Source organism: Acinetobacter sp. AR2-3, assembly GCF_001878775.1.
Lineage (GTDB): Bacteria > Pseudomonadota > Gammaproteobacteria > Pseudomonadales > Moraxellaceae > Acinetobacter > Acinetobacter lwoffii_D.
On sequence record NZ_MJIQ01000032.1, the window covers coordinates 94,772 to 114,156 of the forward strand.

A 19,385-nucleotide genomic window follows, 5' to 3' on the forward strand; every position below is an offset into this window, starting at 1 on the left:
GCTTTTTTATTGCCTAATCATCATGAAGATTGACAGACTTAAGAGGCATGTTCAGAAGTCGGCAAAATTCCACCCAGATTTTGGCAGGCATCTTTATACAGATCATATTGCTGTTCCACCACTTCATGCAATGGCAGGTCAAATAACTCTTCACCCTGATGATACTGTTTGATATAAGATTCGACTTTGGATTTGCTGCTATACAACATCTGCTGATAATAGTCGGTCATACTGCTATGTGGCATTTGGGCGGTATCTACCTTGGCACAATGGAAATTTTGCAGTAATTGTTCGGACTTCTTCAAATCGCTGGACATACAACCTGCTAGTAGCAAGGTACTGAGCAATGTCGTGATAAATTTCATGGAAAGTAGACTAAAGGTTTTATGGGAGCGCACTATTGTAGAAGTAAAACCCGGTCACAAAACCTTTTTAATCTACCAAATGGTTAAAAAATAGAACAACAGAATTTGAAAATCCAAGTCCATTCTCTAAACATCTAACCTTTAACCAAGCCGCCATCTACAATTAGGTTTTGTCCTGTGACAGCACGTGAATAAGGTGACAAAAACATCAGGATTGCAGCAGCGAATTCTTCGGGTGTAATCACGCGGCGTAAAGGCGTCGATTGAGCAATCAGGTCAAAGACAATGTCAGGTGTGGCCTTACTGGCATCCGTGGTTTGTAACAGGCCACCAGAGAGCATATTCACATTGATGCCATATTGTCCCAAGTCCTGCGCCGTGGTGCGGGTAAAGGCCAATAATGCAGCTTTGGCGGTGGTATAGTCATGATAAGGAACCACCGGATTTTGCACCAGGTTTGTACCAATATTCACGATCCGGCCAAACCCTGCCTGTTTCATATCATCCAGAGCGGCTTGTGTGGTATTTAAGGCAGCCTGTACTGCACCGCTAAATTGCCGTTGCAACATTTCCCAAGTCAGCGTTTCTACTTTAGGGCGTGCATCGCCATTAAATTCAAATTGAATCAGTGCATTATTGACTACAGCATGAATTGCTTCACCGAAATGGGTTTTAGCCGCGGCAAATAACGCGCGTACCTGATCAACTTGGGTCACATCTGCCTGATAAATAAAGACTTGGTCTGGATGTTGCTGGGCCAGCTGTTCAGCTTGCTGCTGACTGCTATGATAATTGACGACCACGCGCGCACCCTCAGCCAGTAAAGCTTGAGTAATGGCCAAACCCAAACCACGCGCACCGCCCGTAACAAGAACAATCTGATCACGAATTTGCATAATGATGATCTATATTGTGAAAGATTGGCCTTAACATAGCAGTTATTTCACCGGATTCAAGCTTTGGCGGGGGGAAGACAGATTCGGCTTGATCTTGTGCTTAAATGAATTGGGGCGCTAATAGAAAACAGCCTGCGCTCAAGAGTAAACTTAAGATCACGCGTTTAAACAGTAATTCTGAAATTTTATAAAATAGCTTTGCGCCTAAAATTGCCGGAATACTCACAAAAACAATCAGCAAGGCCATATAGGGTAAATGGCTTTGATTGATCAGGCCTTGCCATACATAAGTACCCAGCGTGAAAAGCTGAATTGCAAAATTAAAGTGCCGTAAAATATAGCGCTGCTGGGTTTTGGGTAATTGTTTTAACATCACCCAGGCCGAAGGAATGGCACCGCAAAAACCGCCCAGTCCTCCTAAAATTCCGCCAATAAAACCGATGCAGCTATCAGTCAATTTTCCTGAATGCTGAATTGTTTTGAATTGCGGATTGAATAGCATCACCGGACACCACAGTACCAGAAAAAATCCCAAGATCATCTTAAAGGTATCTGCTTGAATGATCTGCAACAGATAAGTACCCAGCGGCACGCCAATCAGACCAGCAATCAGATAAGGCAGCACCAACTGCCTGGATAAAACTAGCTGCTTTTTTTCCTGACTGAGTGAAATCACATGACTCCAGATCGAGGCAAATACCAGCAAGGGCGCGGCCAGTTGCGGAGGCAGCACCCAGACCCAGAAAGACATGGCGATCAGGGCAAAGGCAAAGCCGGTCAGCCCCTGGACAAAACCTGCGACCATTGCACCAAGAATAAATAACAGCCAAGTCATAAAGATCAGGTCATAAGCAAAGGCAGCAGTATTCTCAAGATTTAAACAAAAGCCAAGCTTCCATTTAGCTGGATTTATGCAAATGAAAGTTCAAATTCTCATAAAAGCATGCATGCTAATTAAGAAAAAAGAGGTTTACGGCCATGCATAAAACATGTATAAATCTCTACAAGAGTGCAACAATGGCTCCGTTCACTCTCCATGAACTCGCCTGATACTGACAGAGTGCAGTAAGAGGTGATGGACATGATGAAAAAAGTGATATTACTTTCTGTATTGGCTGTGTCATTAACCGGTTGTGTGGTTGATCCTTGGGATGATGATTATCGTGGCAACAGAGATCGTAATGGACATTATGATCGAGACCACAGAGATCATGACTGGAAAAATAAGGACCATAAAGATCATCGGGATTGGAAACGTGACCGAGATAACCGCGACTGGCGCCGTGATCGTTAATCACAGTCTTTAAATTTGACTGACTACAATGACAAAAAGGATTCCACAGAGGAATCCTTTTTTAATGCCTCTTCAAAACAATTTAAATCAAGAAATACTTTTTTGATAAAGCCCGGCACGAACTGTACCGGCTTTGGTATTTTTAATTAAGTGCCATGAGGATGGCAATTTAAGCAATTTTAAATCACGGTCTGCTTCTACATAAATATAGGCATTGTCCTTGATCAGAGGATCTGCCTTTAGCGCGAGTTCTTCCCATAAATCCAGGCTATATGGCGGATCTAGAAAAACCAGATCAAACTGTGTTTGAAGAGCGGGCAAGGCTTGCTGTGCTGTAGCTACCTTTAATTGAGCACGGGCTTTGGTGACTTTTAAAAGCTCAAGATTTTGGGTCAAAAATTGTGCCTGAGTACGATCCGGCTCAATCATCACCACTGATGCAGCACCACGCGATAATGCCTCAAACGCCAATGCCCCAGAACCGGCACAAATATCCAACACCTGGGCATTTTGTACATCCCACATTAGCCAGTTAAACAGTGTTTCCCGAACACGGTCAGGCGTCGGGCGCAAACCTTCAATGCTGGCAAAAGGCAATTGGCGGCGTTTCCAGTCACCACCAATAATTCGAAGCTGGTTTTTCATCTTTAGTCTCGCTCTACCGGTGTAGGAGCAGGTGTTGCTGCGGGAGATGCAGCCGTATTTGCAGAAGCCGGAGCAGTCATTTCGGGCTGGCCACTGGCGGGAACGGCACTAGATGCTGCATCCTGACTTAACATCCCTGCACCACTTGGCAATTCAGCTGGCTTGATTCCGGCCGTCATCAGACCCCCACTTAATTGATGGCCTTGTGGGCGTACCGGATTTTTATCTTTATGCAGTAACCAGTAATCAAAAATTGGACGGGCCAGAGCCGTTGCGGCACTACCACCGCGACCATTTTCCAAAATGACTGCAATCGCAATTTCAGGATTTTCAGCAGGTGCAAAACCGACAAACAAACCATGATCCAGCTGACGATCGGTCAATAAGGATTCATTATAACGCTTGCCCTGAGCAATACTTTTTACCTGTGCCGTACCGGTTTTTCCGGCAATAGAATATTGTAAGCCGCTTTTAATGCCTCGGCCTGTACCGGATTGAATTACGTCCACCATTGCATCACGCATCTTGATCCAGTCTTCTTCCTGACCATTAAAATCGATCTTGCCATGGGTGCCATTATGCATCTTGAACGGTTTGGCACCGCGACTTTCACGCAAAACATGGGGAATGACTTTATTGCCATGATTGGCAGTAATGGCTGTGGCCATAGCCAGCTGTAATGGCGTTGAAGTAAAAGCACCCTGACCAATACTGACAGAAATGGTTTCACCACGTGACCATTTGGCCTTGCGGGTACGCATTTTCCATTCCGGGTTTGGATACAGTCCTGAGCTTTCACTTGGTAAATCCACCCCGGTTTTTTCGCCAAAGCCAAACTGACGCATCCAGGTATTCATTTTTTCAATGCCCATCCGGTAGGACATGACATAGAAATAGGTATCACAGGAGACGACCTGCGCCTTATGCATATTCACTGCGCCATGCCCGGATTTTTTATGGTCACGGAAACGGTGACTGTCTCCCGGCAGACTGAAATAGCCTGGATCAGAAATAGTGGTATCCCAGTCTACCAGCCCATGATGCAGACCACCGAGCGCAAACATTGGTTTGATAGTAGAGCCAGGTGGATAAACTCCTTGTACCGCACGGTTATATAAAGGTTGATCAAGGTTATCACGCAGGAATGAATAATCTTTGGTGCTGATTCCGGTCACAAACAGGTTCGGGTTAAAACTTGGACTAGATACCAGCGCCAGAATTTCCCCAGTTTTAGGATCCATCGCCACAATCGCGCCACGACGCCCAGCCAGTTGTTCTGAAGCTACCACCTGCAAACCGTAATCCAGTGACAGGAACAGATCATTACCACGCACTGGGTCTTTACGACCCAGATGACGCAGCACATTACCAAAGGCATCTGCTTCTACCGATTCATTTCCTGGCACACCATGCAGCAGCTCTTCATAGGATTTTTCCACACCGATTTTTCCGATCAGGTTGGTTCCAGCATAGAGATCCTTATCAATTGATTTCAGTTCTTTGTCATTAATCCGACCGACATAACCAATCACATGTGCGAACAGGTCACCATGCGGATAGTAGCGGGTCATCTGGGTTTCAATATTCACGCCCGGAAACTGATATTTCACTTCACTAAAACGGGCAATATCATTTTCGTTCAGATTGAGCTTGATTGAAACCCGTTCGGTTTTACGCGCTGTTTTAATCCGGGTTTGAAAGCGTTCAAGATCTTCTTCGGTCAGTTCCAGAATCGGTTTGAGGCGTTCGAGCGTCTGGTCGATATCCTGTACGTCAGCACGACTTAAAGTGGCAGTAAATACTGGATAGTTATCGGCCAGCAACACGCCGTTACGGTCATAAATATAACCACGCGCTGGCGGCAAGGGCTGTAGACGAATCCGGTTCTCATCAGAAGCTGTAGTAAAGCTTTCAAAGTTGAACAGTTGCAAATAGGCATAGCGGCTGACCAGCAGCAGCATAAAGAAAATGACAATCCCCATGGAAATCAAGACTCGACTGCGATAGATGCGCTTTTCTTGTTGTGCGTTTTTTAAAGGAAAGTGCTGCTTCATACGCGATCGACTTAAGACCTGAGAGTGGTAGAAAAGAATCAAAGTGGAGTATTCTAACGCAACTGCACTTGATTTGATAATGAAAAACTGTCCTTGCAATCAGTTCCTTTAAGCTTTGACTTTGCAGACATTAAAATTGTAAAGTGCTGTATATAAGAGTTGTGATAATTCTGCTAGAGTAAAATCTAATAAAAATAGGACTATACCAAAAACTATAATTAAGGAAGATGGTGAAGGAATGAACAAGGTTTACCCTTTGTTAGCGTTTGCATTGTGGGCGAACGGGGCTTATGCACATGATCAAATAAGTACTACTACAACTAAAATAGAGCCTGCTCAGGCAAAAGCCTTCAATGTTGGCGTGGGTTTTACCCAGAAATTACTGCATTTAAATACCGAATGGGTAAACCCTTATGGGATTGCTTATGTGAAAGGTGGTGTTTTTCTGGATGATGATCGTACGATTGGCGGCCAGGCAGGCTTTCGTTATCCTGCACATCTCACCGGCAAAGATAAAAATGGTTATTATGTCGGGGTTTATGCCGGGCATATCGACAGCAAACAGGTTGATGGCGAATATGAAGGCCGTTTAGGTGCTGGCGTTGATTTGGCCTATGTTTTGCTTAGTTCAGAACGGATCAGCAGTTTTAGTATCGGGATCGGTGCCGGAGAGAAACTCGAAGACCGAAATGGTCGTGCTGTGGCTGAAACAGAACCCCGGCTACAATTTTCCTATACTTTAAGTATCGGTTTATAGACAAAATATTCGACCTTATTAATATGTGTATTCTGTGAACAAAAAATTAAATATGGAAGTTATGCATGCTTGAGTACGTCAACGAGTTGTGGCAAACCTTTGTAAACCGCCCGGATTTTTGGGCCGTGCTCAGCATTATTCCAGTGACTGCATTTGTAACCTGGGCTCACGTCTGGATGGCGCTGAAAATGGTCTTTTATCCGATCAATTTTTGGGGTTTCCATCTCGGGCCATTACCTGTGGGCTGGCAAGGGATTGTGCCACGCAAAGCTGGACGTATTTCAGGCATTATTACCGATAACACACTGTCAAAATTAGGCTCTATCCGCGAATTTTTACAGGCGATGGATCCGGATGATATGGCACGCATCATTGGCGAGCAGGTCGGTTTCGAACTGGAACATCTGATTGATGAAGTCATGATGGATCGCAATGCGGTGCTCTGGGAAAACCTGCCTTTTGCTATTAAGCGCAGAATTTATGCACAAGCACAAAAACAAATGCCGGCAATTTTGCGTGAATTAGTGACTGAGCTGACCATGAACGTCGAGTCACTTGTAGATATGCGTGAAATGGTAGTGAGCCAGATGGAAGGCGACCGTCGCTTGATGGTGCGTATGTTCCTGAAGGTGGGTCAAAAAGAGATCAATTTTATCTGGCATATCAGTGCCCTCATCGGGATGTTCTTTGGGATTTTCCAGATGATTGTCTGGTTTGTAGTGCCGTGGCACTGGACTGTACCGTTCTGGGCTGCGATCTGGGGCTTTTTGACCAACTGGATCGCGATCTGGATGGTATTCAACCCACTCTATCCACACCCAGTAAAGTACCCGCAATTCTTTGCCCGTACCACAAATCGCAAGTTTCCGTGGATTAAGCCGGTGATTCCTCGTATCGGCACCTATAACATACAAGGCGCATTTATGAAACGTCAGGATGAAGTCTCTGACGTCTTCGCAAGTGTAGTCACAGAAGACCTGATTACGTTAAAATCGATCATGACCGAGATGATGTATGGCGGCAGAAAAGACAAAACCCGCCGCATTATCAAACGTCATATTAATGAAATTATGGAAACACCCCTGGTTCGGACCTCTTTACAGCTGTCTTTAGGACCAAAAGAGTATGCAAAACTCAAGACGGACTTGATCGATCGCTCGATTGAAATTACGATGGTGCCTGTATGCGACCCAGCATTTAATGCGAGCCGTGCACAGAAAATCTATCAAATGTTTAGAGACCGCATACGCGAGTTGACTCCGAAAGAGTTTCAGAACCTTTTACGTCCTGCATTTCAGGAAGATGAATGGATTCTGATTTTATTGGGTGGGGTAACCGGTTTTATCGCGGGTTTAATCCATTTGTTTGTGGCTTTCTTATAATGAGATGCCGGGGGACACAATCGGGCGATTGTGGTCGTGGCGTCATACATATTGTTTAAATGAGGATGTTTATATATGCGCATTATCTTACTCGGACCACCTGGAGCAGGTAAAGGTACACAAGCTCAGTTGATCTGTAAGCGCTACAATATCCCACAAATTTCAACCGGTGATATGCTCCGTGCTGCAATTCGTGAAGGAACTGAATTAGGTCTACAAGCTAAAAGTGTCATGGACAATGGCGGTTTGGTTTCTGATGAGTTGATCATTGGTCTAGTAAAAGAGCGTATTGCGCAACCTGACTGTGTAAATGGCTGCATTTTTGATGGTTTTCCGCGTACCATTCCTCAAGCAGAAGCTTTGGAAAATGAAGGCATCACTATTGATCACGTGATTGAAATTGATGTACCAGATGAAGAGATCGTACAACGTCTTTCTGGCCGTCGTCAGCACCCGGCATCTGGCCGTGTCTATCACATCGTTTACAACCCGCCAAAAGTGGAAGGTAAAGATGATGAAACGGGTGAAGATCTGGTTCAGCGTCCTGATGACCAGGAAGCAACCATTCGCAAGCGTCTAGGTTCTTACCACACTGAAACCGAGCAACTGGTTGGTTTCTATCAAGGCCGTGCAGCGTCTGGTGAAAATGCACCAACTTATGACAAGCTAAACGGTTTACGTCCAATCGATGAAGTTCAGACTGATCTTTTCGCGATTCTGGATCAGGCAAAATAATCGGCTGACGATGATTTTGACAATCGGAGAGCCCTAAGTCATATTAGGGCTCTTTTTTATTGCGTATTTATTGCGTATTTGAACAGGGTACTTGTTGCTATGAAATTTGGCGTATTGGTGTTGATGGTAGTCTTTCTGGCAGTATTGGTAGGTCTGTTCTATATCAGTTTTAAAATGCTCAACAAGGTACGTCAGGAAGAGCGTGCTGAAAATGCAGCAAAGCGACCTGAGCGCCAACTTCATCCAAAATTACAAGCTGAATTTGAACAGCGCAAGCAGCAGGAAAAGGCTGAACAAGATCAGGATAAATAATCCACAATAGTTCAGCTCAACTAAGAATTTGGTTTAAACGAAAAGCAGAATTCTCAAAGTCGATAAAAAGGTGACACATTGGTCACCTATTTTTATCCCAGCTTGATCACGCCGTTCTATTCAGCAAGCTCAATATTTTTCACTGCAATTTGGCGGGCTGCACCAAATTCAAACCGATCCGGCCAGTTACACACATCGGATACTACACATTCATGACATTTCGGTTTGCGCGCAATACACGTATAACGACCGTGTAAAATCAGCCAGTGATGTGAATCAATGATAAATTCCTTGGGAATGACTTTGACCAGACGGTGTTCAACTTCCAACACATTTTTGCCAACCGCTAGTCCGGTACGGTTACCTACCCGGAAAATATGGGTATCAACCGCCATGGTCGGCTGACCAAAGGCCGTATTCAGTACCACATTCGCCGTTTTACGACCTACACCCGGCAGGGCTTCTAAGTCTGCACGATTGTCCGGTACGATGCTGTTGTGCTTCTGAATCAGCATCTCGCAGGCTTTAATCACGTTGACCGCTTTCGAGTTATATAAACCAATGGTCTTGATATATTCCTTCAAGCCGTCCACACCTAGCGCATAAATGGCTTCCGGTGTATTGGCGACTGGAAAGAGTTTGTCTGTGGCTTTGTTGACGCTGACATCGGTAGCTTGAGCAGAGAGCGTGACCGCGACCAGTAATTCAAAGGGATTGGAATAATTCAGCTCAGTTTTTGGGTTAGGCCGCTGTTCACGCAGGCGTTCAAAAAAGGTCTGAATCTGCTTTTTGGTCATGTTTTTAACGGGCTTGGCCTTTGCTGTGGTCATGTTCTATCCCTGTAAAGCCTGTAATTGCTGTGTCAGTTCTTCCAGTTGGGTGCGTTTTCGGGCATCTTCACGAACCGAAAGCTGTTTTTCCAGTTTTTTAATTTGGGTACGTAGTTTTGCCAGTTCAATCGTGGTCTTGGAATCGAAAGCTACAGGTGCATTCTCTGGCTTGCTCGCGACTTCAATCACAGGAAGTTGCTCATTTAAAGCAGAGAAACGGGCAAACAGGGCAGTATCAATTTCTGCACGGACCACAGGTCCCTTACGATCGGTACGCCGTTTTTCTTCACGCTGGATGTGCGCATAGTAACGCTGACGCAGATCATCCTGTTCCGCAAGACGCTGTGCTTCAGTCGGCAAGGGTTGTTGATCTTCAACCAAATCGATGCAGTCTACCGGACAGGGGGGAATACATAACTCACAGCCCGTACATAGATCGGTCAGAATGGTGTGCATCAGTTTACCGGAACCAATAATTGCATCGACCGGGCAGGCGCTAATGCATTTGGTACAGCCAATACATTCATCTTCACGAATTACAGCTTTGATGCGCTGAGGACGACCATCGGCTTGAACTGGCCAGACACTTTCTTCAGCTTGAAGTTTAGGACGATTTAATAATGCAGCCAAAGCATCGGCAACAGGCTGTCCGCCCGGCACACATTTATTGGCATTTTCCCCCTCAGCAATCGACTGGGCATAAGGTAAACATCCGTCACGGTGACCGCAGAGTCCACATTGGGTTTGAGGGAGTAAAGCGTCAATCGATTGGACCAGAGAAATGGGCGAATTCATGTATAACCAGCGTTACTCATGGCAAGCATGAGAGAGTAAGTGAAACAAAATATGTCGATTCATTAATTTTAACATATTTTTAAACTCCTAAGTCGTGCGCAATTAAGGGTCAACTTGTGCCTTATTATTAGGCATAAATCTGAATGTAAGCCTTGATTCGATTGGCATTTCCTCACATAGAAAAAATTTTCATAATCAATATAAATATTTGTTATCAAATTAATTTTAAAGTATTTTCAAAAAAAGTATTGTAGATTAGTTACAAAAGATATTTAATATTTTGCGCCAAAATTTAACATTGATTGTAAATTTGACCAATTTTGATCCATTTTCTGCTGAGGATTAAGCGTTGAAATACAACACACTTAATGAGTTCCTAGATTACGTAAAATCACGTGATGCACATCAACCAGAATTTCTTCAAGCTGTAGAAGAAGTGATGACCAGTTTGTGGCCGTTCATTGAAAAGAACCCACAATACGCAGCACATGGTTTACTAGAACGTCTAGTTGAGCCAGAACGTGCGATCCAGTTCCGAGTTTCTTGGGTAGATGACCAAGGTCAGACTCAAGTAAACCGTGCGTTCCGCGTACAGTACAACTCAGCGATCGGTCCATTTAAAGGTGGTATGCGTTTCCACCCTTCAGTGAATCTTTCAATCCTAAAATTCTTAGGCTTTGAGCAAACATTTAAAAATGCTTTAACCACACTTCCTATGGGTGGCGGTAAAGGTGGTTCTGATTTTGACCCTAAAGGCAAATCAGAAGGCGAAATCATGCGTTTCTGCCAGGCTTTAATGATCGAGCTGTATCGTCACCTTGGTGCGAACACAGATATCCCTGCAGGTGATATTGGTGTAGGCGGTCGTGAAGTGGGCTACATGGCCGGCATGATGAAAAAATTAAGTAACGACACGGCATGTGTATTCACTGGTAAAGGTTTAACTTTCGGTGGTTCATTGGCACGTCCGGAAGCAACGGGTTACGGTACTGTGTATTTCGCTGAGGAAATGCTTAAGTCTCGTGGCGAAAGCTTCAAAGATAAAGTCGTTGCGATTTCAGGTTCTGGTAACGTTGCGCAATATGCTGCTGAAAAAGCAATGTACCTCGGTGCGAAAGTGGTTTCACTTTCTGACTCTGCCGGTACAGTTCACGTTAAAGACGGTTTCACTGAGGCGCTTCTTGCTGAAGTCATGGAACTTAAAAATGTAAAACGTGGCCGTATTTCAGAATTCGCATCTAAACATGGTTTCGAATATCTTGAAGGACAACGTCCTTGGGGTATCAAGTGTGATATCGCATTGCCATGTGCGACTCAAAACGAACTTGATGCAGACGACGCTGCTCAGCTTCTTGCAAACGGTGTAATCTGTGTGGCTGAAGGTGCGAACATGCCTTCTACGCTTGAAGCGGTTGAGAAATTCGTTGAAGCGAAAATTCTTTATGCGCCAGGTAAAGCATCAAATGCAGGTGGTGTGGCAACTTCTGGTCTGGAAATGTCTCAAAACGCATTGCGTTTAGGCTGGACTTTCGAAGAAGTTGATGAGCGTTTACACGCAATCATGAAAGAAATTCACCGTAACTGTGTGAAATTCGGTACTAAAGAAGACGGTACTGTGAACTATGTTGACGGTGCGAACATTGCTGGCTTCGTAAAAGTTGCTGATGCAATGCTTGCTCAAGGCGTATTCTAAGTCTGACTTAGTCTAAGCTGAAAAAACCGGGGCTGTTGCCCCGGTTTTTTTATATCTGGTATTTTTAGCCTTAAAGAGCACCCTTAACTATTTCACGCTCAACCGCCATATCAAAAATATAGGCATATTTCGATTGATCAGCTGCCGGATGCTTAATTTCAAAACGTTTGACCCGAATAATCTGCCGCTCATTCTGTGAATGCTGAAAACCTTCGATCTGGTCATAGAATAAAGTCCAGTCCTTATCCACCTGAGTTTTCAGGCCATTCTGATCATATTTCACTTCTTTGACTTGCAAGCAACTTTGTTGGACCACGCCGGTACAGGGTTTAGTGTCAGGAGCAATTTCCAGAAAAATTGTTTCAGCCTGTCCTTGGTATTTGGTTTCCGGAGTCATTTTCCCGATAAATTCATAGGTTTGACCATTTGCGGCCATCAACGTCAGGGTCGGCTTGTTAGGATCTGTTACATTGAGCATAAAAGGAATGTCACGCTTCTGTAAAAGTTGGCTGACAAAACGTTCCTGCTCCATCAATGCTGCATCACAGGCCATTTCAGTGCCTATAACTTCGCTGGTGGTGATGATATTGTTTTTGACTGACCAGGTCGTCCCGAGTCCATTACAGCCCGTCACGGCGCTCAGCCGGCCTTGAGCGTTGAAACTCAGTACAACGGGTCGTTCTAGTCCACGATTCAGTTCCCAGTAATAGGCTGGAAGAATCTGATCTGCATTTTTTTGTTGGATGGTGGCCACCGCAAGATCTCCAGCTCGTTGAATATCACTGGACTGACAGCCTGCAAAAGTTAAAGGCAATAATGCCAGTACAATAAATTTTAATTTCATGGACTTATAATGAAGTATATAAAGTTCAAACAATAATAATGGATGTATTGCAAAAAAATATGGATACATTTCGCAGCTTTGAGTTGCAAAATGTATCCATCATTAAGATTTTAGCGCTGAAGCAAGATTAATCGAAGCGGTAAATATCCATACCGAGTGAACCCATGGTGAAACTGCTATGTACCAGACTAAAACGCTGACCTGTGCCCATCGCAAAGAAAATCGGAGCAAAATGTTCCAGCGTTGGATGATTCCGTGCCATATGCGGAATATTGGACCAGTCCAGTACAGCATCATAATCATTGTGCGTCAGTTTATGCACCACAAAATTACGGAAGCCTGAGGCCCATTCGGGTACATCAGCAGCCGATCCATCCCAAGACAGTTCACGTAAATTATGGGTAATACTGCCCGAACCAATCAGCAGGATTTGCTGTTCACGTAAAGGTGCGAGACTTTGACCAATCTGATAAATCTCATCCGCACTCATCGACATGGGTAAGGAAATTTCTACCACGGGAATGTTGGCATCTGGATACATATGTAGCAGCGGCATCCATACACCATGATCACGCGGACGGGTACTGTTGGCATGTGCAGAAAAGCCGGCATTGGCCAGCAAGCCTAAGACTTTCTCGGCCAATTCAGGATTTCCCGGTGCAGGGTAGCGTAATTGATAAAGTTCAGGCGGGAAACCACGAAAATCATGCCAAGTTTCTGGGCGAATTGCGCTACTGACTTCCAGCGCCTCACTTTCCCAGTGCGCAGACATCACAATAATCGCTTCCGGGCGTGGCAGATTTTCGCTCAAACGATGCAAGGCAGGACCCACTTGCTCAGGATTCAGCGCCAGCATAGGAGAGCCATGAGAAATAAATAAGCCTGGCAACGTTTGTAAGTTCATAAGTCAAACCACATCTGGAAGATGCCTCAATAATGCATGAAAAATAGAAATAAGAGCAGAAGAGATTATTCAACAAAACGTTGCATATAAAGAACGCTTCAGCAAAATCATTAGCCTGCTCGGTGATAAGGATGGTTGTTATTGATGCTCATGGCACGATAAAGCTGCTCGATCAGCATGACACGTACCAGTGGATGCGGCAGGGTTAACTTGGAAAGTGACCAGTGCCATGCAGCAGCTTTACGCACGGCTTCCGAGTGACCATCCGGCCCGCCAATCGCAAGTGCTACATCATTGCCTTCCAGCATCCAGCCTTTCATGGTTTCAGCCAGTTTTTCGGTACTGAATTCGCGTCCGCCCACTTCTAGTGCAATCAGGGTTTCATTCTGCTTGAGCGCATTTAAAATGCTGTCGCCCTCAATATTGCGGTATTTCAGAATATCCGCTTCAGAATCATTTTTCCCGCGCTTGGCCATCGGCAGTTCAATAATCTGGGTCTGTACAAAAGGCTGAATACGTTTGAAATAATCTTCAAAACCAGTCAGCACCCACGCTGGCATTTTTTGACCAATGGTCAGGATACGGATTTTCATACAGACAGATCAATAATTGGATACCTCATTATAACGATCAAACAACATGAAGTTGAGCAGGGAAACAAATTGAAATTGAAATGAGAGATTTAGTGTTGCTTTAATGTCCTTAGTTCAAGTATCCGCTTGATAAAGGAATGGAATAATAATAAATGCGGAACAGTGTCATGATAAAAGGATGTTGTACTGTGCTGCTGTTACTGATAGGCCTCATGGGGCCTAGTCTCTGTGCAGCCAATTCGAGCAAAAATGCTCAGGTCTCTCATCTGGAATTATTTTTTAGCCAGATCATGAGTGTCGATGAATACCGAAATTATAAAAATCTGAAAGAGCTGAATCGGGTATCTGCCTGGATTAAAGGGCAGATGCAGCGCTTTGGCATTCCATGCCAGTTTCAGGTTTATGTGGTCAATAACCTGAGCTACCGAAATGTCATCTGTAGTTTGGATACTCAAGCCAAAACCAAAATAGTGATGGGGGCACACTATGATGTCTTTAGTACCCGAAACGGTGCTGATAATAATGCCTCAGGGGTAGCGGGTTTACTGGAAACTGCAAGATTACTGGCCCTGCAAAAATCCAAGCTCAAACATGATGTCGAATTTGCTTTCTATACGCTAGAAGAGCCGCCTTTTTTCAAGACAGAACATATGGGCAGTTATATGCATGCCAAGTCTTTAAAAAAGCAGAAGCAGAAAATTAAGGGAGTGGTGATTCTGGATTCGATTGGTTATTTTGATGAACATCAGGTTCAGAGCTATCCGGTGGGATTAAAGTGGATTTATCCACGACATGGTAACTTTATTGCCGCGATTGGGCATTTAGCCTCAACTGGCCTGACTGGAGATTATTGTGATGCCATGCAGCGTTTTAACCGTCTGGAGTGTCAACGCTTTGTTAGCCCAAGTTTTGCTCAGGATATGAATTTCTCTGGCTATCTGAATTATGCCAAATTCAACTATTCGACCATGTTGATTACCGATACTGCGAATTATCGTAATCCTTATTACAATACCGAATTGGATACTTTAGACAAGCTTGATCTGAACAAGATGACTCATGTGATTGATGGATTGGTTACGATGGCACTACAGCCATAATTCAGTTGTTTTATTCAATAACTCAATAAAAAACCCTGCCGAAGCAGGGTTTTTTATACGAAACATCAAGTCTTAATGACGCGCTGCTTTCGCTTCTTCTTTGGTTTTCACAATTGGTGCTTTAACCAAGGCTTTTGGCAAAGAGGTCAGTGCCAGCGGTAAAATCTCATCAATCGATTTTACGGCTTTAATTTCTAGACCTTCTTTGACATTTTCTGGAATTTCCGCCAGGTCACGTACGTTTTCCTGTGGAATGAATACCAGCTTGATGCCACCACGATGGGCTGCCAAAAGTTTCTCTTTCAAGCCACCGATACGCAGCGCACGACCGCCCAGACTGGTTTCACCTGTCATCGCGATATCCGGACGAATCGGGATACCCGTGAAAGCAGATACCAATGCTGTAGTCAAAGCCAAACCTGCCGATGGACCATCTTTCGGTGTTGCGCCTTCAGGTAAATGCACATGCACGTCGGTTTCTTCAAAGCGCGAGGCTTCGATGCCGAGTTCATCCGCACGGGTACGCACTACAGTCATCGCAGCGGTAATCGATTCTTTCATGACATCGCCAAGAGAACCGGTGGTAATGAACTTGCCTTTACCTGGGACTGCTGCAACTTCAATGGTCAGTAATTCACCGCCGACAGAAGTCCAAGCCAGACCATTTACACGGCCAATTTGCGCTTCTTCTTCCGCCATACCGTAGTCAAATTTATGTGGACCTAAGTATTCTGGAAGATTCGCTGCGGTCACTTCAACCTGAAGGTTTTTAGATTTCTTGCTAACAGCCTCTTTCACCACTTTACGTGCAATTTTTGACACTTCACGTTCAAGGTTACGAACACCGGCTTCACGGGTATAACGACGCACGATGTCACGAATTGCTTCTTCATGCACGGTCAACTCTTTAGCACGTAGACCATTGTTCTTGATGGCTTTAGGAACAAGGTAACGGTCCGCAATATTGACTTTCTCTTCTTCGGTATAACCCGGAAGACGAATCACTTCCATACGGTCCAGCAGCGCCTCAGGAATGTTCATACTGTTTGCGGTACAGATAAACATCACTTCAGACAGGTCCAGATCCAGATCCAAGTAATGATCACTGAACTTGCTGTTTTGTGATGGATCTAGTACTTCAAGCATCGCAGAAGCAGGATCACCACGGTAGTCTTGCGCCATCTTATCGATTTCATCGAGCAGGAACAACGGGTTTTTTACGCCCACTTTAGTCAATGACTGTACAATTTTACCTGGCATCGCACCGATATAGGTACGACGGTGACCGCGAATTTCAGCTTCATCACGTACGCCGCCCAGCGCCATACGCACGAACTCACGACCAGTTGCTTTGGCAATCGATTCACCGAGTGAAGTTTTACCAACACCTGGAGGACCAACCAAGCATAGAATCGGACCACGCAATTTTTTCACACGAGACTGAACTGCCAGATATTCCACAATGCGATCTTTGACATCGTCCAGACCATAGTGGTCTGCATCCAGAATTTCCTGTGCTTTGTTCAGGTTAATGCTGACTTTGCTGGCTTTATTCCATGGTGTATCCAGAATGACTTCCAGATAGTTACGTACCACAGCAGCTTCACTCGAAGCAGGCTGCATCGCTTTCAGCTTGCGGAACTCGTTTTCAGCTTTCTTGCGTACATGCTCAGGCAAATCTGCTTCAGCCAGACGTTTTTCAATTTCAGCGACATCGTCTTCCGCACCACCATTCATATCAGAAAGCTCGCGCTGAATGACTTTCATTTTTTCATTCAGGAAATATTCGCGCTGGTTCTTTTCCATCTGACGTTTAACAGAATCATGCAGGGTTTGCTCAATCTGTTGTTCTTCAGACTGTTGCAATAGATAAGTCATCAGCTCAGTCAAATGCGCTTCGAATTCGTCATGTTCCAGGAATTTCTGTTTGACATCAATATTCAAGGGAACACGGGTTGCGACGAAGAACAATAACTGTAATAGATCTTCAATTTTGTTGGCTGCGGTGATCAGTTCACGCGCATTACGAAGTTTCGCTTCTGCATATTGAGCGAAAAGCGCACGTAATTCCTGCAAGCGCACAGCTTGGGTGTCTGCATCGACGCTCACCGTCATTGGGCTGAGTTCATGCTCTGCTGTCAGATACTCAGTTTCGTCAATGATAGTTTTCAGCTTGGCACGGTGCAGGCCTTCGATCAGGACTTTAATACAGTTTTCATCATTTTCGTGATTCACAACTTGCACAATCTTCGCGACAGTACCGTATTGATATAAATTGTCGTGATCAATTTCTTCTGTAAGCGAATCTTTTTGCGCAACTACAAATACTAGATTGTCACTGTTACGAGCCACATCAACTGCATTGATCGATTTTTCACGACCGACAAACAGCGCAATTTGCATATGTGGATAAACCACCACATCACGCAGCGCCAAAAGGGGTAATACACTTGGAACCTGAGGCTCTAAGGTTTCTTGATTCATAATAATTTCAGACATGAGCACTCCTAATGAGTGACAACGGTGTTGCCATGCTTTTAATAGTGATGGGTAATTTTAAAAATACAAGGGCAGTTAAGATTAAATTGTATAAAAAATGACTAATTATGTGATTTTAAAGTAGTTAGCAAGGATAAAATTGCAAAATTAACGTTTGAACTTTATAAATATTGTCGGGGTGATTAAAGCATCAAGGGGCTGATCCCATGGTTCACGTTTTAACGGCTGTGCCAGCAGTTGAAAGTCATGTGCCAGCCCCAGACGGAACGGACGCCCAGGCGCAGAAGCCAAGGTACGATCATAAAAACCGCCGCCCATCCCAATCCGTGTGCCTGAAGTATCACAGGCCAATAGCGGCATGAGTAATAAATCCAGGTTGGAAACATGCACACCACGGGTGCTCATGGGCTCTCGCATACCCAGCCGATGATGGGCAAAGCGCTTGTTATGATATTGATGCTGGGTGATCCGGATCCAGACCAGCTGTTGATTCATGTCGCAAATCGCTGGGAGATACACCTGTTTGCCCAGTTTAAAGCAGCGTTCAATAATCGCCTGGGTCTGAATCTCCCCAAAAGCATGCAAATACAGGCCAATATGTTGGGCGTGAATAAATTCTGGACTGCGGATCAGGCGGTTTAGAACTTTTTGTGCGGACTGCCTTTGCTCAAATTTAGAGAGATGACGACGTGTTTTACGAAGGTATCTTCTTAATTCCTGAATGGTCATAGGGCAAAAAGCATATGCAACAAAATTGTGCTCTAGTCTAAGTGGGAATTCTGGAAAAGTAAAAAATAATTATGAGCTGCAATTTTATATTATTCCATATCTGCTTATTTAAATTTCGGCTAATTTTGCCAGCAGTCTCAAAGTTAAAAAACTAAAAAAGTATTTATATCACTAATTTTTTTAATATCTCGAAACGGTCAATTCATTTTCTTTGATTCACGATTTTCCAAGCAATCCATCGTTCAGTGACAAACTCTGGAAACGCATCAGTTTAAGCACTTTGAAACAGCTTTCGATCAAGAAAAATACAATTCTAAAGTAGGTTTATTCTGTTTTTTGGTGAAAGATAGACAAGGGATCATATGACTATTCTCGACTGATATATGAAACACATTGTGCTTAGGCAGAGCGTGTAAGACCTAAATCAATGGAGATTGAACATGATGAATATTGCGAAGAACACCATCTGCCTTTGGTACGATGACGATGCCGAAGGTGCAGCACGATTTTATGCAGAAACCTTTCCAGACTCCTCAGTTGGCGCGATCAATCTTGCACCCGGAGATTATCCCTCCGGAAAAGAAGGCGATGTTATCACCGTTGAATTTACGGTGATGGGCGTTGCCTGCATTGGACTGAATGGTGGCCCTGACTTTCAACACAATGAAGCATTTTCATTTCAGGTGGCGACTGAAGACCAAGAAGAAACAGACCGTTACTGGAATGCCATTATTGGCAATGGTGGTCAGGAAAGTGAGTGTGGATGGTGTAAAGACAAGTGGGGCATTTCCTGGCAGATTACGCCAGTGGTCCTCATCAACGCCTGTAACAGTCTTGACCGCGCTGCGGCCAAGCGCGCATTTAATGCGATGATGACCATGAAAAAAATTGACATCTCCGTGATCGAAGCGGCATTTCATGGTTAAGCGCCAAAGATATTGTCTTTCATTCGAGTTGA

General features: G+C 44.4%; 20 protein-coding genes. 8 read left to right on the top strand and 12 right to left on the bottom strand.

Annotated elements, in window-relative coordinates:
- Positions 1-38: 38 nt before the first annotated feature.
- The 3 genes from BFN00_RS04675 to BFN00_RS04685 form a co-directional block, all read right to left on the bottom strand.
- Entirely contained in the window at positions 39-365 is a 327-nt protein-coding gene (locus BFN00_RS04675) for a hypothetical protein (RefSeq protein ID WP_071850601.1), read from the bottom strand.
- Positions 366-499: 134 nt separating this feature from the next.
- Positions 500-1,261 carry a 3-oxoacyl-ACP reductase gene (locus BFN00_RS04680; protein WP_071850602.1) on the bottom strand — a complete coding sequence of 254 codons (762 nt, stop codon included), beginning with the start codon at positions 1,259-1,261 and terminating at the stop codon, positions 500-502.
- A 100-nt stretch (positions 1,262-1,361) separates the two neighbouring features.
- The gene (locus BFN00_RS04685) at positions 1,362-2,096 is read right to left on the bottom strand and encodes a sulfite exporter TauE/SafE family protein (protein ID WP_071850603.1); all 735 of its coding nucleotides are present in this window, start codon (positions 2,094-2,096) and stop codon (positions 1,362-1,364) included.
- Positions 2,097-2,342: 246 nt separating this feature from the next.
- On the opposite strand from BFN00_RS04685, the gene BFN00_RS04690 reads away from it, so the two are divergent.
- Positions 2,343-2,555, top strand: coding sequence for a hypothetical protein (locus BFN00_RS04690; RefSeq protein WP_005104632.1), 213 nt, complete (start codon positions 2,343-2,345; stop codon positions 2,553-2,555).
- 87 nt (positions 2,556-2,642) lie between these two features.
- Here BFN00_RS04690 and rsmD read toward each other — a convergent pair whose 3' ends face one another.
- On the bottom strand, positions 2,643-3,200 hold the full coding sequence (gene rsmD / locus BFN00_RS04695; RefSeq protein ID WP_071850604.1) for a 16S rRNA (guanine(966)-N(2))-methyltransferase RsmD: 558 nt from the start codon (positions 3,198-3,200) through the stop codon (positions 2,643-2,645).
- A 2-nt stretch (positions 3,201-3,202) separates the two neighbouring features.
- The gene (gene mrdA / locus BFN00_RS04700) at positions 3,203-5,254 is read right to left on the bottom strand and encodes a penicillin-binding protein 2 (protein ID WP_071850605.1); all 2,052 of its coding nucleotides are present in this window, start codon (positions 5,252-5,254) and stop codon (positions 3,203-3,205) included.
- 238 nt (positions 5,255-5,492) lie between these two features.
- On the opposite strand from mrdA, the gene BFN00_RS04705 reads away from it, so the two are divergent.
- The 4 genes from BFN00_RS04705 (at position 5,493) to BFN00_RS04720 (ending at position 8,440) form a co-directional block, all read left to right on the top strand.
- Positions 5,493-6,011, top strand: a complete 519-nt coding sequence (locus BFN00_RS04705; protein WP_004646328.1) for a hypothetical protein — start codon at positions 5,493-5,495, stop codon at positions 6,009-6,011.
- A 65-nt stretch (positions 6,012-6,076) separates the two neighbouring features.
- Positions 6,077-7,393, top strand: a complete 1,317-nt coding sequence (locus BFN00_RS04710) for a DUF445 domain-containing protein (RefSeq protein ID WP_071850606.1) — start codon at positions 6,077-6,079, stop codon at positions 7,391-7,393.
- Positions 7,394-7,468: 75 nt separating this feature from the next.
- Positions 7,469-8,128 carry an adenylate kinase gene (gene adk / locus BFN00_RS04715; protein ID WP_005262314.1) on the top strand — a complete coding sequence of 220 codons (660 nt, stop codon included), beginning with the start codon at positions 7,469-7,471 and terminating at the stop codon, positions 8,126-8,128.
- A gap of 99 nt (positions 8,129-8,227) precedes the next feature.
- Positions 8,228-8,440, top strand: a complete 213-nt coding sequence (locus BFN00_RS04720; protein WP_071850607.1) for a hypothetical protein — start codon at positions 8,228-8,230, stop codon at positions 8,438-8,440.
- 116 nt (positions 8,441-8,556) lie between these two features.
- On the opposite strand, the gene nth is transcribed toward BFN00_RS04720, so the two are convergent.
- Together nth and BFN00_RS04730 are read right to left on the bottom strand one after the other, a co-directional pair.
- The gene (nth, locus tag BFN00_RS04725; protein ID WP_005246932.1) at positions 8,557-9,270 is read right to left on the bottom strand and encodes an endonuclease III; all 714 of its coding nucleotides are present in this window, start codon (positions 9,268-9,270) and stop codon (positions 8,557-8,559) included.
- A 3-nt stretch (positions 9,271-9,273) separates the two neighbouring features.
- The gene (locus tag BFN00_RS04730; RefSeq protein WP_071850608.1) at positions 9,274-10,065 is read right to left on the bottom strand and encodes an RnfABCDGE type electron transport complex subunit B; all 792 of its coding nucleotides are present in this window, start codon (positions 10,063-10,065) and stop codon (positions 9,274-9,276) included.
- 349 nt (positions 10,066-10,414) lie between these two features.
- Between BFN00_RS04730 and gdhA the strand changes: the two genes are divergently transcribed.
- Positions 10,415-11,758, top strand: coding sequence for an NADP-specific glutamate dehydrogenase (gene gdhA / locus BFN00_RS04735; RefSeq protein ID WP_004646331.1), 1,344 nt, complete (start codon positions 10,415-10,417; stop codon positions 11,756-11,758).
- A gap of 70 nt (positions 11,759-11,828) precedes the next feature.
- On the opposite strand, the gene BFN00_RS04740 is transcribed toward gdhA, so the two are convergent.
- From BFN00_RS04740 to rlmH, 3 genes are all read right to left on the bottom strand, one after another.
- Positions 11,829-12,602 carry an META and DUF4377 domain-containing protein gene (locus BFN00_RS04740; RefSeq protein ID WP_071850609.1) on the bottom strand — a complete coding sequence of 258 codons (774 nt, stop codon included), beginning with the start codon at positions 12,600-12,602 and terminating at the stop codon, positions 11,829-11,831.
- 127 nt (positions 12,603-12,729) lie between these two features.
- Entirely contained in the window at positions 12,730-13,506 is a 777-nt protein-coding gene (locus BFN00_RS04745) for a DODA-type extradiol aromatic ring-opening family dioxygenase (RefSeq protein WP_005246927.1), read from the bottom strand.
- Positions 13,507-13,616: 110 nt separating this feature from the next.
- The gene (gene rlmH, locus BFN00_RS04750) at positions 13,617-14,099 is read right to left on the bottom strand and encodes a 23S rRNA (pseudouridine(1915)-N(3))-methyltransferase RlmH (RefSeq protein WP_004646335.1); all 483 of its coding nucleotides are present in this window, start codon (positions 14,097-14,099) and stop codon (positions 13,617-13,619) included.
- A gap of 167 nt (positions 14,100-14,266) precedes the next feature.
- Here rlmH and BFN00_RS04755 point away from each other — a divergent pair, with 167 nt between their 5' ends.
- On the top strand, positions 14,267-15,199 hold the full coding sequence (locus BFN00_RS04755) for a M28 family peptidase (protein ID WP_082180552.1): 933 nt from the start codon (positions 14,267-14,269) through the stop codon (positions 15,197-15,199).
- A 72-nt stretch (positions 15,200-15,271) separates the two neighbouring features.
- Here the strand turns inward: BFN00_RS04755 and lon are convergent, their stop codons facing one another.
- Both lon and BFN00_RS04765 read right to left on the bottom strand, forming a co-directional pair.
- Positions 15,272-17,698, bottom strand: coding sequence for an endopeptidase La (gene lon / locus BFN00_RS04760; protein ID WP_071850611.1), 2,427 nt, complete (start codon positions 17,696-17,698; stop codon positions 15,272-15,274).
- 147 nt (positions 17,699-17,845) lie between these two features.
- Complete coding sequence (locus BFN00_RS04765; RefSeq protein WP_071850612.1) at positions 17,846-18,427, bottom strand: 5-formyltetrahydrofolate cyclo-ligase; 582 nt, start codon at positions 18,425-18,427, stop codon at positions 17,846-17,848.
- Between the two features lie 443 nt (positions 18,428-18,870).
- On the opposite strand from BFN00_RS04765, the gene BFN00_RS04770 reads away from it, so the two are divergent.
- Entirely contained in the window at positions 18,871-19,353 is a 483-nt protein-coding gene (locus BFN00_RS04770) for a VOC family protein (RefSeq protein ID WP_171260763.1), read from the top strand.
- Positions 19,354-19,385: the final 32 nt, after the last annotated feature.